The sequence below is a fragment of the Spirillospora sp. NPDC052242 genome (assembly GCF_040679555.1).
Taxonomy (GTDB): domain Bacteria; phylum Actinomycetota; class Actinomycetes; order Streptosporangiales; family Streptosporangiaceae; genus Spirillospora.
Map to the genome: position 1 here is coordinate 66,962 of NZ_JBFAUZ010000044.1, position 14,779 is coordinate 81,740.

14 protein-coding genes, 1 pseudogene and 1 riboswitch are annotated in these 14,779 nt (G+C 74.8%); of the genes and pseudogenes, 6 read left to right on the forward strand and 9 right to left on the reverse strand.

Annotated elements, in window-relative coordinates; translation table 11 throughout:
* Positions 1-82: 82 nt before the first annotated feature.
* From AB0L25_RS30545 to AB0L25_RS30560, 4 genes are read left to right on the forward strand one after another with little or no spacing between them, the layout of a single operon-like run.
* On the forward strand, positions 83-1,270 hold the full coding sequence (locus AB0L25_RS30545) for a CaiB/BaiF CoA transferase family protein (protein WP_500176189.1): 1,188 nt from the start codon (positions 83-85) through the stop codon (positions 1,268-1,270).
* Positions 1,267-2,118, forward strand: a complete 852-nt coding sequence (locus AB0L25_RS30550; protein WP_500176190.1) for an HpcH/HpaI aldolase/citrate lyase family protein — start codon at positions 1,267-1,269, stop codon at positions 2,116-2,118. Before AB0L25_RS30545 ends, AB0L25_RS30550 begins: the two co-directional genes overlap by 4 nt.
* Positions 2,115-2,963 (forward strand): cyclase family protein, encoded by an 849-nt coding sequence (locus AB0L25_RS30555; RefSeq protein ID WP_500176191.1) that lies wholly within the window; start codon positions 2,115-2,117, stop codon positions 2,961-2,963. Before AB0L25_RS30550 ends, AB0L25_RS30555 begins: the two co-directional genes overlap by 4 nt.
* Positions 2,960-4,375: an MmgE/PrpD family protein gene (locus AB0L25_RS30560; RefSeq protein WP_500176192.1), complete on the forward strand. Its 1,416-nt coding sequence runs from the start codon at positions 2,960-2,962 to the stop codon at positions 4,373-4,375. The genes AB0L25_RS30555 and AB0L25_RS30560 overlap by 4 nt, the downstream gene beginning before the upstream one ends.
* Here the strand turns inward: AB0L25_RS30560 and AB0L25_RS30565 are convergent.
* Together AB0L25_RS30565 and AB0L25_RS30570 are read right to left on the reverse strand one after the other, a co-directional pair.
* Complete coding sequence (locus AB0L25_RS30565; RefSeq protein WP_500176193.1) at positions 4,347-4,940, reverse strand: GNAT family N-acetyltransferase; 594 nt, start codon at positions 4,938-4,940, stop codon at positions 4,347-4,349. The two genes, AB0L25_RS30560 and AB0L25_RS30565, sit on opposite strands and share 29 nt — an antisense overlap.
* Entirely contained in the window at positions 4,933-5,601 is a 669-nt protein-coding gene (locus AB0L25_RS30570; protein ID WP_500176194.1) for a carboxymuconolactone decarboxylase family protein, read from the reverse strand. Before AB0L25_RS30570 ends, AB0L25_RS30565 begins: the two co-directional genes overlap by 8 nt.
* Positions 5,602-5,716: 115 nt before the next feature.
* Between AB0L25_RS30570 and AB0L25_RS30575 the strand changes: the two genes are divergently transcribed.
* Complete coding sequence (locus AB0L25_RS30575; RefSeq protein ID WP_500176195.1) at positions 5,717-6,544, forward strand: class I SAM-dependent methyltransferase; 828 nt, start codon at positions 5,717-5,719, stop codon at positions 6,542-6,544.
* On the opposite strand, the gene glyA is transcribed toward AB0L25_RS30575, so the two are convergent.
* The 3 genes and pseudogenes from glyA to AB0L25_RS30590 all read right to left on the reverse strand — a co-directional run bounded on the left by glyA (position 6,511) and on the right by AB0L25_RS30590 (position 9,418).
* Complete coding sequence (gene glyA, locus AB0L25_RS30580) at positions 6,511-7,785, reverse strand: serine hydroxymethyltransferase (RefSeq protein WP_500176196.1); 1,275 nt, start codon at positions 7,783-7,785, stop codon at positions 6,511-6,513. The genes AB0L25_RS30575 and glyA overlap by 34 nt on opposite strands.
* A 51-nt stretch (positions 7,786-7,836) precedes the next feature.
* Positions 7,837-7,923: riboswitch (ZMP/ZTP riboswitch) on the reverse strand.
* Between the two features lie 95 nt (positions 7,924-8,018).
* Positions 8,019-8,816: pseudogene (locus tag AB0L25_RS30585) on the reverse strand (DMT family transporter); the annotation flags it as partial.
* A gap of 110 nt (positions 8,817-8,926) precedes the next feature.
* Positions 8,927-9,418 carry an Lrp/AsnC family transcriptional regulator gene (locus tag AB0L25_RS30590; RefSeq protein WP_500176197.1) on the reverse strand — a complete coding sequence of 164 codons (492 nt, stop codon included), beginning with the start codon at positions 9,416-9,418 and terminating at the stop codon, positions 8,927-8,929.
* Positions 9,419-10,059: 641 nt separating this feature from the next.
* Between AB0L25_RS30590 and AB0L25_RS30595 the strand changes: the two genes are divergently transcribed.
* Positions 10,060-11,748: a substrate-binding and VWA domain-containing protein gene (locus AB0L25_RS30595; protein ID WP_500176198.1), complete on the forward strand. Its 1,689-nt coding sequence runs from the start codon at positions 10,060-10,062 to the stop codon at positions 11,746-11,748.
* Positions 11,749-11,809: 61 nt separating this feature from the next.
* Here the strand turns inward: AB0L25_RS30595 and AB0L25_RS30600 are convergent, their stop codons facing one another.
* From AB0L25_RS30600 to AB0L25_RS30615, 4 genes are all read right to left on the reverse strand, one after another.
* Positions 11,810-12,184: an RNA polymerase-binding protein RbpA gene (locus AB0L25_RS30600; protein ID WP_500176199.1), complete on the reverse strand. Its 375-nt coding sequence runs from the start codon at positions 12,182-12,184 to the stop codon at positions 11,810-11,812.
* A gap of 81 nt (positions 12,185-12,265) precedes the next feature.
* The gene (gene secG, locus AB0L25_RS30605; RefSeq protein ID WP_500176200.1) at positions 12,266-12,505 is read right to left on the reverse strand and encodes a preprotein translocase subunit SecG; all 240 of its coding nucleotides are present in this window, start codon (positions 12,503-12,505) and stop codon (positions 12,266-12,268) included.
* A 163-nt stretch (positions 12,506-12,668) separates the two neighbouring features.
* Positions 12,669-13,460, reverse strand: coding sequence for a triose-phosphate isomerase (gene tpiA, locus AB0L25_RS30610; RefSeq protein WP_500176201.1), 792 nt, complete (start codon positions 13,458-13,460; stop codon positions 12,669-12,671).
* A 5-nt stretch (positions 13,461-13,465) separates the two neighbouring features.
* On the reverse strand, positions 13,466-14,653 hold the full coding sequence (locus AB0L25_RS30615; RefSeq protein ID WP_500176202.1) for a phosphoglycerate kinase: 1,188 nt from the start codon (positions 14,651-14,653) through the stop codon (positions 13,466-13,468).
* Positions 14,654-14,779: the final 126 nt, after the last annotated feature.

Genomic DNA, 14,779 nt, shown 5'->3' on the forward strand with positions numbered 1-14,779 from the left:
GAGGATTGTTCCGGTCGCGCATCGACTATCGTTCCTCCAAGCGAAACACACTGGAAACATTTCCGACCGAAGGCGGTAGCCCATGACCGACGCCCTGTCCGGAGTCCGCGTGCTCGACGCGGCCACGCTCTTCGCCGGGCCGCTCGCGGCGACGCTGCTCGCCGACTTCGGGGCCGAGGTCGTCAAGATCGAGCACCCGAAGGGCGACCCCGTGCGCAGCCACGGCGCGCAGCGCGACGGCGTCGGGCTGTGGTGGAAGATGCTCGGCCGCAACAAGAAGGCGGTCACGCTCTACCTCGGCTCCCCCGAGGGGCAGGAGCTGTTCCGCCGGCTCGCCGCCGACGCCGACGTGGTGATCGAGAACTTCCGGCCCGGGACGCTGGAACGCTGGGGCCTCGGCTACGACGAGCTGAAGAAGATCAACCCCGGGCTCGTGCTGGCCCGCGTCACGGGATTCGGGCAGACCGGCCCGTACGCGCGGCGGCCCGGGTTCGGGACGCTCGCCGAGGCGATGAGCGGGTTCGCCGCGATCACCGGTGAGCCGGACGGGCCGCCGACGCTGCCGCCGTTCGGCCTCGCCGACGGAATCGCCGCCCTGACCACAGCGTATGCGGTGATGACGGCGCTGCGGGCGCGCGAGGCCACCGGCGAGGGCCAGGTCGTCGACCTGGCGATCATCGAGCCGATCCTCACCCTGCTCGGCCCGCAGATCATCACCTACGACCAGCTCGGCGAGCTGCAGGCCCGCACCGGCAACCGGTCGCACAACAACGCGCCGCGCAACACCTACCGCACCCGCGACGGCGGCTGGGTCGCGATCTCCACCAGCGCCCAGTCGATCGCCGAGCGGGTGATGCGCCTCGTCGGACGTCCCGAGTTCATCGACGAGCCGTGGTTCGCGACCGGCGCGGAGCGCGCGAAGCACGCGGACGAACTGGACGAGGCCGTCGGCTCGTGGATCGCCGAACGCGACCGCGACGAGGTCGTCCGGGCGTTCGAGGAGGCCGAGGCCGCCGTCGCGCCGATCTACACCGCCGCCGACGTCATGACCGACCCGCAGTTCGAGGCGCTCGGCACCATCGCGACCGTCCCCGACGACGAGCTCGGGCCGGTGAAGATGCAGAACGTCCTGTTCCGGCTGTCGCGGACGCCCGGCCGCATCGAGTCGGCGGGCCCGCCGCTCGGCGCGCACACCGCCGAGATCCTCGGCCGCTACGGGGTCGGCGAGGCGGAGCTGGCCGAGCTGCGCGCGAAGGGCGTGATCAGGTGACGCCCCGCACGTGGCTGTACGTGCCCGGCGACCGGCCCGAGCGCGTCGCCAAGGCCCTCGGCTCCGCCGCCGACGCGGTGATCCTCGACCTCGAGGACGCCGTGGCGCCCGCCGCGAAGGCGGACGCGCGCCGCACCGTCGTCGGCGTCCTCGCCGAGGGCCGCCCGGCGTACGTCCGGATCAACGCGCCCGGGACCGCCGACGGCGACGCGGACGTCCGGGCCCTCGCCGCGTCCCCCGGCGCGCTCGCGGGCGTCCGGATCCCCAAGTGCGAGGACCCGGACGAGCTGCGCCGCGTCGCCGACGCCCTCGGAGCGCCCGTCCTGCCCGTCGTCGAGTCGGCCCTCGGCGTCGAGCGGGCGTTCGCCCTCGCCACCGCGCACCCGCTGGTCGCGGGCATCTCGCTCGGCGAGGCCGACCTGTCCGCCGACCTGCGGGCGGGCGGGGACGCGCTGGCCTGGCCGCGCTCGCGGATCGTCGTGGCGGCCCGCGCCGCCGGGCTGCCGAGCCCGCCGCAGAGCGTCTGGACGGCCGTCCGCGACCTGGACGGCCTCGCCGCCGACACACGCGCCGGGCAGCGCGCCGGGTTCTTCGGCCGGTCGGTGATCCACCCCGCGCAGATCCCCGTCGTGCACGAGGCGTGCGCGCCCGACCCGGCCGACGTCGCCTGGGCGCGCGACCTGACCGGCCGCCTCGCCGCGCGCGGCGACGCGCCGGACGCGGACGCCGCGTGGATCGACGCGGACGGCCGGTTCGTCGACAAGGCCGTCGTGGAACGCGCCACCGCCATTCTCGAGGCCGCGAAAGCCGCCGCCGGAACAGCCCCCAAGGAAGGAACACGTCCATGAGCTCCCCCGACCCGCTGCTCGCCGCGGTCGCCGGCGGCGTCCGGCTGATCGAGCTGGGCCAGCCGTTCTTCACCGGCATGCCGTGCTCGCCGAACCATCCCGGCTTCCGGATGACGCTGATCCGGCGGCACGGCGACATGATGCGCCCGGACGGCGGCTCCGCCGCCAACGAGATCATCGTGACCGGCGGGCACGTCGGCACCCACATCGACGCGCTGTCGCACGTCAGCCACGACGGCGAGCTGCACGGCGGGATCGACGCGGCGGAGGCGCAGCGCGGCGGCGCCTTCACCAGCCACGGCGCCGAGAACCTGCCCGGCCTGCTGCGCCGCGGCGTGCTGCTGGACGTCGCCGCCGTGCACGGCGTGGACGTCCTGCCGCCCGGCTACGGCGTGACCGCCGAGGACCTCGACCTGGCCGCGAAGCGGGCGGGCGCCGAGCCCGGCGCGGGCGACGTCGCGCTGATCCGCACCGGATGGGCGCGCAACTTCGGCGACACCGCCGCCTACCTGGGCAAGGAGACCGGCGTGCCCGGCGCGACGCCCGAGGCGGCCCGCTGGCTCGCCGACCGCCGGATCGTCGCGACCGGCGCCGACACCACCGCCTACGAGCAGATCGCGGCGGGCGCGGGCCACGCCGTCCTGCCCGTCCACCGGGTCCTGCTCGTCGAGTCGGGCATCTTCATCATGGAGCACCTGAACCTGGAGGCCCTGGCCGCCGAGGGACGGCACGAGTTCGTGTTCGTGCTGGCCCCGCTGCGGATCAAGGGCGGCACCGGCTCCCCGGTGCGGCCGCTCGCGGCGGTCTCCGAGGGGACGGCGCCGGGCGAGAAGGAGTCGGCGTGACCACGACGCGGACCGCGGCGACGCCCGTCCAGCGGCTCGCCGCCCTCGCCGACCGCGTGCGGGCCGAGGGCCTGCCCGCCGGGCTGCGCGACGACGCGGCCCGCCGGGTGCTGGACGCGCTCGGCAACAGCCTCGCCGCCACCGGGGAGCCCCCGGCCCGCGCCGTGGGGGCGCTCGTCGCCGAATGGGGCGGCGCGGGCCGGGCCACCGGGATCGGCACCGCCGCCCGGCTGCCCGAGCCGAGCGCCGCGATGCTCAACGGCACCCTCGCGCACTCCCTCGACTTCGACGACACCCACCTGCCGTCGGTGCTGCACCCGTCGGCGTCCGTCGTGCCCGCCGCGCTCGCCGCCGCCGAGGCGCACGGCGCGTCCGGCGCGCGGCTGCTCGACGCGGTCGCCGTCGGCATCGAGATCACGGTCCGGATCGGCATGGCCGGGTACGACCGCGAGCTCGGCAACTCGGTGTTCTTCGAGCGCGGCCAGCACGCCACGGCGATCTGCGGGGCCGTCGGCGCCGCCGCGTCCGCCGCGATGCTGTCCGGCCTGGACGCCGCCGGGATCGCCGACGCGATGGGCATCGCCGCCAGCATGGGGTCGGGGATCCTCGAGGCCAACCGCACCGGCGGCACCGTCAAGCGGGTGCACTGCGGCTGGGCCGCGCACGCCGCCGTCACCGCCGCCGGGCTCGCCCGCGTCGGCCTCACCGGCCCGCCGACCGTCCTGGAGGGACGGTTCGGGCTGCTGCAGGCGTTCTGCGGCGACCGGGTCGACCTCGGCGCCCTCACCGACCGGCTCGGCGAGCACTGGGAACTGCCGGGGATCTTCTTCAAGCCGTACCCGTGCAACCACTTCACCCACGCGGGCGTCGACGCCGCGCTCGCGCTGCGGGCGCGCGGGCTCGACCCGTCCGACGTCGACGAGATCGAGCTCGGCGCCCCCACGCCGGTGCTCCGCACGATCGGCGAACCCCACGAGGACAAGATCCGTCCGAAGTCGGGGTACCACGCGGCGTTCTCGGGCCCGTACACGGTCGCGGCGGCGCTGCTCGGCGGCGGCGGGCTCGGCGTCTTCCACGAGGACTTCACCGACGAGGCCGCCGCCGACCCGGCGCGGCTCGCCCTGGCGGCGAAGGTGCGGTGCGTCCCCGACCCGCGCTGCGACGAGATCTTCCCGCACCAGTTCCCCGCGGTGCTGCGCGTCCGCACCCGCGGCGGCGCCGTCCTGGAGGAGCGCGTCGACGCCAACCGCGGCGGCCCCGGCAACCCGCTGTCGGCCGACGAGCTGGCGACGAAGTTCCGGCTCAACGCGACCCGGACCGTCCCGGCCGAGCGCGCCGAGCGGATCCCCGGGCTCGTCTACGGGCTCGCCCGCCTGGACGACCTCACCCCGCTGACGTCGCTGCTGGCGTGACCGGGCGGACGGCGTCCACGCCGTCCGCCGCGATCCGTGCGGCGGTCCAGCCGGACCGGTCGGCCGCGTAGAACGACGCGCCGTCCGGCCCGGCCGGGCCGTCGGGCACCGGGCGCATCCCGAGCCGCTCCGCGACCCGCACCGACACCGCGCTGTCCGGGTCGATCTCGGCGGCGACCCGGCGCAGGCCCACCACGCCGAACGCGTAGTCGAGCACCGCGCGGGACGCCTCGGCGGCCAGGCCCTCGCCCCACCGCTCCGGCTCCAGGCTGTAGACGATCTCGACGCCGGCGCCCGGCCCGTCCCGGCCGGTCAGCCCGGCGACGCCGATCAGCGGCTCGTCCGCCGGGCGCGCGGGGCGCAGCGTCCACAGCCCGTAGCCGAGCGCGGCGAAGTCCCGCCGGCTCGCCGCGATGATCTCGGTGACCTGCACGGCCGACACCGCCGCGTCGCCGAACAGGTGGCGGCGGACCGGCGGGCTCGTCCAATGCGCCAGCAGCGACCGGTGGTCGCGCATGCTGACCGGGCGCAGCGCCAGCCGCTCGGTGCGCAGCAGTTCACGCATGCCCGTCCCCGTCCTGCGGCCACTCCGGCGCGGGCTCCCCCTCCGGCACCCCGACCCGGAACACGCGCAGCTGCATCGCCAGCGCCGTGTAGTACCCGACGAGCGTGACCAGCTCGACCACCGCGGAGCGGCCGAGCGTCGCCACCGCCTCGGCGTACACCGCGTCCGACACGTCCCGCTCGGCGGCGAGCTGCCGCGCCGCCTCGTACACCACCCGCTCCCGGACGTCGCCGAACATCGGCGCGCGCCCCTCGCGCAGGGCGTCCATCTCCTCCTGCTCCAGGCCCGCGCGCAGCCCGATCCGCTCGTGCGCGTACCACTCGAAGTCCGAGCGCAGGTGCGCCGCGACGACCAGCGTCGCGATCTCCCGCTCCCGCTTGGTGAACGCGGTGCGGAACCGCAGCGCGGCGCCGAGGTCCTGCAGCGGGAGGCCGACCGACGGGCTGTACAGCATCGCGTTGAACGGGCCGAGCAGCCGCCCGTCCTCGTCGGTCATGCGGAACGCGGGCGACCGGCCGGAGCGCGGCCCCCCCGTCACCGCCTCGTACACGGCCCGCTGCTCGTCGGCGAGCGCGCCGGGCGACAGCAGGGGCAGCCGCGACGCGAACGGTTCGCGGCGCTGACGGTCGGCGACGTGCTCACCGCTCACGGGGTCGATCACGTACCGCACGGTAGGCGGTCGGCGCGGGCCGCTCAAGACCCGTCCGGAATATGGAACCGTGACGCGGTGCCGACCTGTCGATCACGGCAGGGGCCCGCGCTGGCAGGATGGTCGGGTGACCGGCATCTACGACGACCCCTGGGCCTACGAGCTGGCGTGCTCGTTCCGCGACGTGGCCGCGGAGATCGACGTGCTGCTCGCGTGGTGCGCCCGGCACCGGGCGCCGGGGGCCGCGCCCGTCCGGACCGTCCTGGAGCTCGCCGCCGGGCCCGCCGAGCACGCCCGCGGGTTCGCCCGGCGCGGCCTCGCCGCGACCGCGCTCGACCTGAACGCCGCGATGTGCGGGTACGCGGCGAAGTCGGCCGCGCGGGACGGCGTCGAGCTCGAGGTCGTCCGCGCCGACATGACCGCGTTCGCCCTGGACCGCCGGTTCGACCTAGTCGTCACCATGCTCGACTCGACGTCGCACCTGATGACGCTCGACGCGTTCGTCGCGCACCTGCGCCGCGTCGCCGCCCACCTGGCGCCCGGCGGCCTGTACATCGTCGAGATGTCGCATCCCCGGGACCGGCTGGGCGACGACGGGCCGAGCGTCGGCACCGCGTGGACGGTCGAGCGCGACGGCGTGCGCGCGTCCGTCCGGTGGGGCGAGCCCGGCGACCGGCTCGACCCCGTCACCCAGATCGCCGACGACCGCGTCACGATGACGATCGACGCGCCGGGCGGCGCCCGCACCGTCCGCGACGTCGTCCCCTACCGGTTCTGGACGGCCGGGGAGCTCGACGCCGCGATCCGCCTCGCGGGCGACCTCACGGCCGTCGCGCGGTACGGCGACTTCGGGGACGGCGCGGACGCGGTCGCCCTCACCGACCCCGAAGCCTGGCGCATGATCACGATCCTGCGGGCCGATCAGCCCGCGGGCGCCCAGCCGGGCATCGGGTAACCGGCGAGCAGCTCGCGGATCTCGGCCGCGACCCGGTCGACGACCGCGTCCGCGTCGTCCTTCGCGACGGCCTGCACGACCTCGTCGAGCCACGCCGCGACCTGCGGCATCCGCTCCTCGGTGAGGCCGCGCGTGGTGATCGCGGCGGTGCCGAGGCGCAGCCCCGACGGGTCGAACGGCTTGCGCGGGTCGAACGGGACGGCGTTGTGGTTCAGCTCGATGCCCGCCCGGTCGAGGGCCTTCGCGGCGGGCTTGCCCGCGACGCCCTTGTTCGTCAGGTCGATCAGGATCAGGTGGTTGTCGGTGCCGCCGGACACCAGGTCGTACCCGCGCTCGACCAGCGCGGCGGCGAGCGCCTTCGCGTTCGCGACGATCTGCCGGGCGTAGCCGGCGAAGCCGGGCTGCGCGGCCTCCCGCAGCGCGACCGCGATCGCCGCCGTCGTGTGGTTGTGCGGGCCGCCCTGCAGCCCCGGGAAGACGGCCTTGTCGAGCGCCTTCGCGTGCTCGGCCGTCGACATGATCATCGCGCCCCGCGGGCCCCGCAGCGTCTTGTGCGTGGTCGTGGTGATCACGTCGGCGTGCCCGACCGGCGACGGGTGCGCACCGCCCGCGATCAGCCCCGCGATGTGCGCGACGTCCGCCGCCAGCACCGCGCCGGCCTCCCGGGCGATCTCCGCGAACGCCGGGAAGTCGATCGTCCGGGGCACGGCCGTCCCGCCGCACCAGATCAGCTTCGGCCGCTCCTTCAGGGCGAGGTCGCGCACCTGGTCCAGGTCGATCCGACCGGTGTCGGCCCGCACCTCGTACCGGACGGGCCGGAACCAGGCGCCGGTCGCCGACACCGACCAGCCGTGCGTCAGGTGACCGCCCATCGGCAGCGACAGGCCCATCACCGTGTCGCCCGGCCGCAGGAACGCCATGTACACGGCGAGGTTCGCGGGCGACCCGGAGTACGGCTGGACGTTCGCGTGCTCGACGCCGAACAGCGACTTCGCCCGGTCGATCGCCAGTTCCTCCAGCGGGTCGACGTTCTGCTGGCCCTCGTAGTAGCGGCGGCCCGCATAGCCCTCGGAGTACTTGTTCGTCAGGACGGACCCGGTCGCCTCGAGCACCGCGGGCGAGACGTAGTTCTCGGACGCGATCAGCCGGATCTTCTCGAACTGCCGGCGCGCCTCGTCCTCGACGAGCCGGGCGATGTCGGGGTCGCTGCCGCGCAGGTGGGGTACGGCGGGTTCGTGCATGTCGCTCTCCGCGCTGTCGGCCGGGGCGGCGGGGCGCCCCGGTGAAGGGGGCCCGAACACCCAGGCGCGCGGTGCGCGGACTACGGTCGCTCCCCGGTGGTCGTCTCCACCTTGACTGCGCCAGTCGCGTGGACGCCATCATACCGATCCGCCCGCCGACGCGGCGGCGGCAGCGACACCACGGCGAGTCCCCCGAGCAGCAGCGCCGTCCCGGCGACCACCGGCCCGGACATGGACTCGCCCAGCACGAGCACCGCGAGGACGACCGCGACCAGCGGCTCCACGAGGCTCAAGGTCCCCGCGGTCGCGGCGCTGACCCGTCCCAGCCCGGTCACGAAGCACATGTACGCCACCGCCGTCGCCGCGACGCCCAGCCAGCCGATCAGCGCCGCCGCCCGCGGCTCCGCGAGCGCCGGCAGGGCGGCGATCGTCCAGGGCGCCAGGACCGCCCCGCCGGCCAGCAGCGTCACCGACACGGCCGCCGCCATGCCCGTGCCGCGCCCGGTCATCCGCTTGGCCGCGACCGTGTAGACGCCGAAGCAGCACCCCGCCACCAGGCTCAGCGCGACGCCCGCCGGGTCGACGCGCACCGCGCCCTGCGGCGCCATCAGCAGCGCGACGCCGCCCACCGCGCACGCCGTCCCGGCCCACCATCCGCGCCCCGGCCGGACGCCGAGCACGATCCGCTCGCACACCCCGGTCGACACCGGCACCAGCCCGAACACCACGGCCGTCGCGACGGCCGCGCCGGTGCGGTCCACCGCGCTGAAGAACGCCGCCTGGAACGTTCCGGTGGCCGCCGCCGCGGCGAGCAGCGGCCGCCACGCGTCCCGCGGGATCGCGAACGACCCGCGATCCCGCACCAGGACCAGCACGGCCAGGATCGCCCCGCCGAACAGGATCCGCGCTCCCCCGACCGCGACCGGGCCCGCGCCCGCCGCCGCGAGCACCTGCGCCGGCCCCACCGTCCCCCAGAGGACGCCCGCGGCCAGCACCAGCATCGTCCCCGACATGTCATTCCACCGGTACATGCGGACGAAGCTAGAAGGACGTACGGCCTTGATGCACAGACACCAGTCAGAAGTTCGGCTACGCCATCACGGACCGCCGGTTCTTCGGTAGCCGACGATCCCACCCGCGATCACGCGTACGACGTTCGGCGTCCGCGTTCGTCCGCCGCCGGAAGTTCGGACTGCTCGACCGGCTGAACGTGGTCGTAGACCACCGTGGTGCGCACGTCCACGAACTCCTTGCGCCGCGCAAGCCGGTCGAGCACGAAGTCGCGCAGGTACGCGGTGCTGGGCACCGCCACGTGCACGAGCAGGTCCTCGTTCCCGGTCACGACGAACACCCCGACCGCCTCGGGCATCGCCGCCATCCCGTCCCGCGCGGACTCGATCGCCTCCCGCGACTGCGGCCGGATCCGGATCGAGATGAGCGCCTGCACGCCCCGCCCGAGCCGCTCCAGGTCGACCGCCGCGTGGACCCCGGTGATGACGCCCCGCGCGCGCAGCGCCCGCGTCCGCTCGAGCGCCGTCGACGGCGCGACCCCCACCGCCTCGGCGAGCTCCCGGTTCGTCTGCCGTCCGTCCCGCTGCAGCCGCCGCAGGATCGCCTGGTCGACCGCGTCCATGTCGCACCCCTCGTTCCGTCGTCCGATGCCGAACCCTCGCACGCGCTTCCACGCCCGAGAGCCGTCCTCACCGAAGAATATTCGACCGCCGAACCCAGGATTCCGGCGTTCACGCCCATCGCCGCAACGCGAAGTCACGACGACGCATCCCGCCTGCGGTCGGCACCGAGGCGGACGTCACCGCCCAAGAACGAAGACAAGGCGGCATCGCGGTCGGAGCCGGCACCCGGGCGGACGTCATCGCCCGGCGAGGGGCCGGGCCGATAATCGACGCCCGGGGGCTCGGGCACGCCGTGTCCGGGTTCAGCTCGACAACGACGAAGGCGAGGTGGGCGGACGGCCCGAGGTTCACGGTCAGCGCGGCGGGGTAGGCGCCCGAGCCCGGTCGGCCGGACACGCCACTGGAACGGGGGCGGTGGTTTCGCCGATGCGGGGCGCGGACGGGCGGGCGAGGATGGCGGGGCGGCGGGCCTCGGTGGCGGGAGGCGGAGGTTTGGACGGGAATGCGCCCGGTGTCCGGTTCGGTGGGCCGGACGGGCGCGACACCGGTGATTTCGCCGATGCGGCGGACGGCGGACGTCCGCAGAATGTCCGCCCGAGGCAGAGGCGGCAGCGTCGCCGTCCGGGGATCGAGGATGAACGTGAGCGGAGCTCATCGTGCGGGGGACCCGCGGGGCGGCCGTGCCCGCCGGGTGCGGCAGGCGCTGGTGATCGCGGGGGCGGTCCTCGCGGTGGTGGCGGCAACGTCCGTGTACGCCATGTCGGAGAGCGGCGGGTGCGGCGGGAGCCCGGTCGCGCTGGACGTGGCGGTGGCGCCGGAGCTGGTGCCGGCCGTGACGCGGGCCGCCGACGACTTCAACGGGCGGGAGCGCCGGGTCGGCGGCCGGTGTGTGCGCGTGGCGGTGCGCGCCGCCGGCCCGGCGGGGGTGGCGGCGCTGCTGTCGGGCCGGATCCCGCCGGACGCGGGGGTGCGGCGACCCGACGTGTGGGTGCCGGACTCGTCGCTGTGGCTGCGGACGCTGGACGATCCGCCGGAGACGGTCGGGGGTCCGGTCGCGCGGTCGCCGCTGGTGGCGGCGGTGCCGCGGCGGCGGGCCGGGGACGTCACCGCGCCGACGTGGGACGGGCTGCTCCAGGCGTCGATGCCCGGGTCGGGGGACGCGCGGTCGATCCGGCTGACCGTGGCCGACCCGGCCCGGGCGGGCGCCGGGCTGACCGCGCTGCTGCTCGTGCACGCGCGCCTGCACACGGCGGAGGCGTCGTTCGCGACGTTCGCGCGGGCGGCGCAGGAGAACATGGCGCAGGACGTGCGCGGAGTGTTCGAGTACCTCGCGGGCGGCGGGGAGAGCGTGCTGCCCGTGCTGCTCGCGCCGGAGCAGAGCGTCTGGGCGTACAACCGCACGGGTCCGGCGGCGCCCGCGGAGGCGGTGTACCCGCGGGAGGGCACGCTGTCGCTCGACTACCCGTTCGTGCTCGTCGATCCGGAACGGGACGAGGCGGCGCGGCTGTTCGAGGGGGCGCTGCGCACCCCGCAGGCGCGGGACGCGCTGCACGAGCTGGGCTTCCGCGACACGGGGGGCGCGCCGCCGCCGGACTTCCGGAGCGCCGCGGGCGTCCGGGCGCAGCGGCCCGCGGAGCTGGCCGCGCCGACGCCCGAGGAGGTGCGGGAGGTCGCGCAGGCGTGGGCGCGGCTCGCGCTGGGGTCGCGGATGCTGTCGGTGATCGACGTGTCGGGGTCGATGGCCGCGAAGGTGCCGGGCACGGACCTGACGCGGCTCCAGGCGATCGCGCAGGCGTCCCAGCAGGGGCTCACGCTCCAGCCGGACGGCACGGAGCTGGGCCAGTGGATCTTCTCGACCCGGATGGACGGGCGGCGGGACTGGCGCGAGACCGTGCCGATCGGGCCGCTCGGGGAGCGGATCGGGTCGGCGACGCGGCGGCAGCGGGTGCTGGGCACGCTCACGTCGCTGCGGCCGAAGCCGGACGGCGACACCGGCCTCTACGACACGCTGCTGGCGGCCGTGGAGTTCATGCGCCGCACCCACAAGCCCGAGATGATCAACACCGTGCTGGTGTTCACCGACGGCCGCAACGACGATCCCGACGGGCCGTCCCTGGACGAGGCCATCGAGCGGCTGCGGGACGGGAGCGACCCGCGGCGGCCGGTGCAGATCATCGTGATCGGATTCGGGCCGGAGGTCGACACGGGCGAGCTGAAGCGGCTCGCGGACGCCACGCGCGGCAGCGTCTACACGGCGGACCGGCCCTCGGACATCCTGCGGATCTTCGGGGAGGCGACGGCCCGCAGGCTGTGCGCCCCCGACTGCTGACCGTTCGGACGCGCCGCGGCCCGGCACCCGTCCGGGTGCCGGGCCGCGCTGCGGAACCGCGTCAGCCGCGGGCCGCGGCCTCCATGTGCTGCTTGACCGCGGCGCGCTTCTGCCGGAGCTTCGCGAGCGCCTCCTCGAGGATGGCCTCGCCGTCCTCGTCGCTGCGACGCTCCTTCACGTAGGCGAGGTGCGTCTTGTACGGCTCGGTCTTCGGCGGGGCCGGCGGGTTGTCCGCGTCCTGCCCGGCCGGGAACCCGCACCGCGGGCAGTCCCACGTCTCGGGGACCGCGACGTCGGTCGCGAAGCTGGGCCGGGTCTCGTGCCGGTTCGCACAGTAGAAGGTCACCCAGACGCGGGGCGCGGCGTCGCCGCGCTCCGCCTCTCCCATCGGACCGGCCCCGACGCGGCTGCCCCGAATCGCGTTGCCACTACCCACGGACTACTCCTCGTTCACTCTGCCGTGGCCGCCCGTGACCTCGGGAGGACGGCACGGCGCTCGTACGGTGGATCAGGCGGCTCAGCCCGCGTCGCCCTTGAACAGCAGCGCCAGCACGATGATCGAGGCGAACCAGATCACCCCGGTGCCGACGGTCAGCCGGTCCAGGTTGCGCTCGACCACCGACGACCCGCCGAGGGACGACGAGATGCCGCCGCCGAACATGTCGGACAGGCCGCCGCCCTTGCCCTTGTGCATCAGGACGAGGACGACCATCAGGAGGCTCGAGAGGATGAGCACGGCGGACGTTGCGATGATCACGGTTCAAGCGCCTTCTCTGGCCGGACCCGCATGAGCGGGACGTGTCTGTGGTTCAAGGTCGAGGGTCGAGCCGGGCGGTTTACCCGTCCGCCTGAAAGGGTACGACGAACTACCCGCTGGTTCGGCAAGAACCCCCATGTCACGAGGAATTGATCACTTTTGATCAGGCCGGAAGGTCCCGGTACCGGCAGATCTTGACGAATTCGCCGGGGTCCAGGCTGGCACCTCCCACCAGCGCGCCGTCCACGTCGGCCTCCTGCATGAGCTTGGCGACGTTGCTCCCCTTCACCGAGCCGCCGTACAGGATACGCACCCGGTCGGCGAGGTTCCCGTCGTACAGTTCGGCGAGCCGCGTGCGGATCGCGGCGCAGACCTCCTGCGCGTCCTGCGGGGTGGCGACCTCGCCGGTGCCGATCGCCCAGACCGGCTCGTAGGCGATCACGACCTTCTCGGCCTGCTCGGCGGGGATCTTCTCCAGGCCCCCGTCGACCTGCGCGAGGACGTGCGCGACGTGCTCGCCCGCCTTCCGGACGTCCAGGCCCTCCCCCACGCACAGGATCGGGGTGAGCTCCGCGGCGAGCGCCGCCTTCACCTTGGCGTTGACGACCGCGTCGTCCTCGTTGTGGTACTGCCGCCGCTCGGAGTGCCCGACGACCGCGTAGGTGCAGCCGAGCTTGGCGAGCATCGACCCGGCGATCTCCCCGGTGTAGGCGCCGGACGCGTGCTGCGACACGTCCTGCGCCCCGTAGGCGATCCCGAGCTTGTCGGCGTCGACGAGGGTCTGCACCGACCGGATGGCGGTGAACGGCGGGATGACCGCGACGTCCACGGCGTCGTAGTCGGCGTCCTTGAGCGCGAACGCCATCTTCTGGACGAGCGCGATCGCCTCGAGGTGGTTGTTGTTCATCTTCCAGTTGCCCGCCATCAGCGGCTTACGGGAAGGTGCGGCTGCCATCGGGGTCAGTCCTCCAGTGCCTGCAGGCCGGGGAGCGTCTTGCCCTCGAGGTACTCGAGGCTCGCGCCGCCGCCGGTCGAGATGTGGGAGAAGGCGTTCTCGTCGAAGCCGAGCCGCCGGACGGCCGCGGCGGAGTCGCCGCCGCCGACCACGGTGAACGCCCCCGAGTCGAGGAGGCCCTGGGCGACGGCGCGGGTGCCGTGCGCGTAGGGCTCCATCTCGAACACGCCCATGGGGCCGTTCCAGAAGACCGTCCCGGCGCCCTCCAGCCGGGACGCGAACAGCTTGCCGGACTCGGGGCCGATGTCGAGGCCGAGCCGGTCGGCGGGGATCGCGTCGGCCGGGACGACGTCGTGGTCGGCGTCCGCGGCGAACGCGGTCGCGGCGACGACGTCCACCGGCAGGACGAATTCGACGCCGTCGGCCTCGGCGCGCCGCAGGTACTCGCGGACGGTGTCGAGCTGGTCCTCCTCGAGGAGGCTCTTGCCGACCTCGTGGCCCTGCGCCTTGAGGAAGGTGAACACCATGCCGCCGCCGATGAGGATGCGGTCGGCCTTGCCGAGCAGGTTGTCGATCACGCCGAGCTTGTCGGAGACCTTGGAGCCGCCGAGGACGACCGCGTACGGCCGGGCGACGTCGTCGGTGAGCCGGCGCAGCACGGAGACCTCTGCGTCGATCAGCTCGCCGGCCGCGTGCGGGAGCCGCGCGGGCACGTCGAAGACGCTGGCGTGCTTGCGGTGCACGGCGCCGAACCCGTCGCCGACGTAGCAGTCGGCGAGGGCGGCGAGCTCGTCGGCGAACGCGCCGCGCGCGGCGTCGTCCTTGCTGGTCTCGCCGGGCTCGAACCGGAGGTTCTCCAGCAGCGCGACGTCGCCGTCGCCGAGGCCGCCGACGGCGGCGCGGGCGGACGGGCCGACGACGTCGTCGGCGAACACGACGCGGGTGCCGAGCAGCTCGCCGAGCCGGATCGCGACGGGGCTCAGCGAGAACTCGGGGTTGACCTCGCCCTTCGGACGGCCGAGGTGGGCGCAGACGACGACGCGGGCGCCGCGGGACCGCAGCCGCGTGATCGTCGGCAGCGCCGCCCGGATCCGGCCGTCGTCGGTGATCTTCCCGTCCTCGAGCGGGACGTTCAGGTCCGCGCGGACGAGCACGCGCCGGCCGGCGACGTCGAGATCGTCAATGGTGCGCATCGGGATGCGGTGTCCTTCCGGATACGGCCCCGCCGTGGCCGCCGGCGCGTAGCCCGGATCCTCTCGCGCACCTGGCGGGCTCGGGGATCACCGGCCAGCGCGACGTCGAGCTCCGACAGCCGGTTG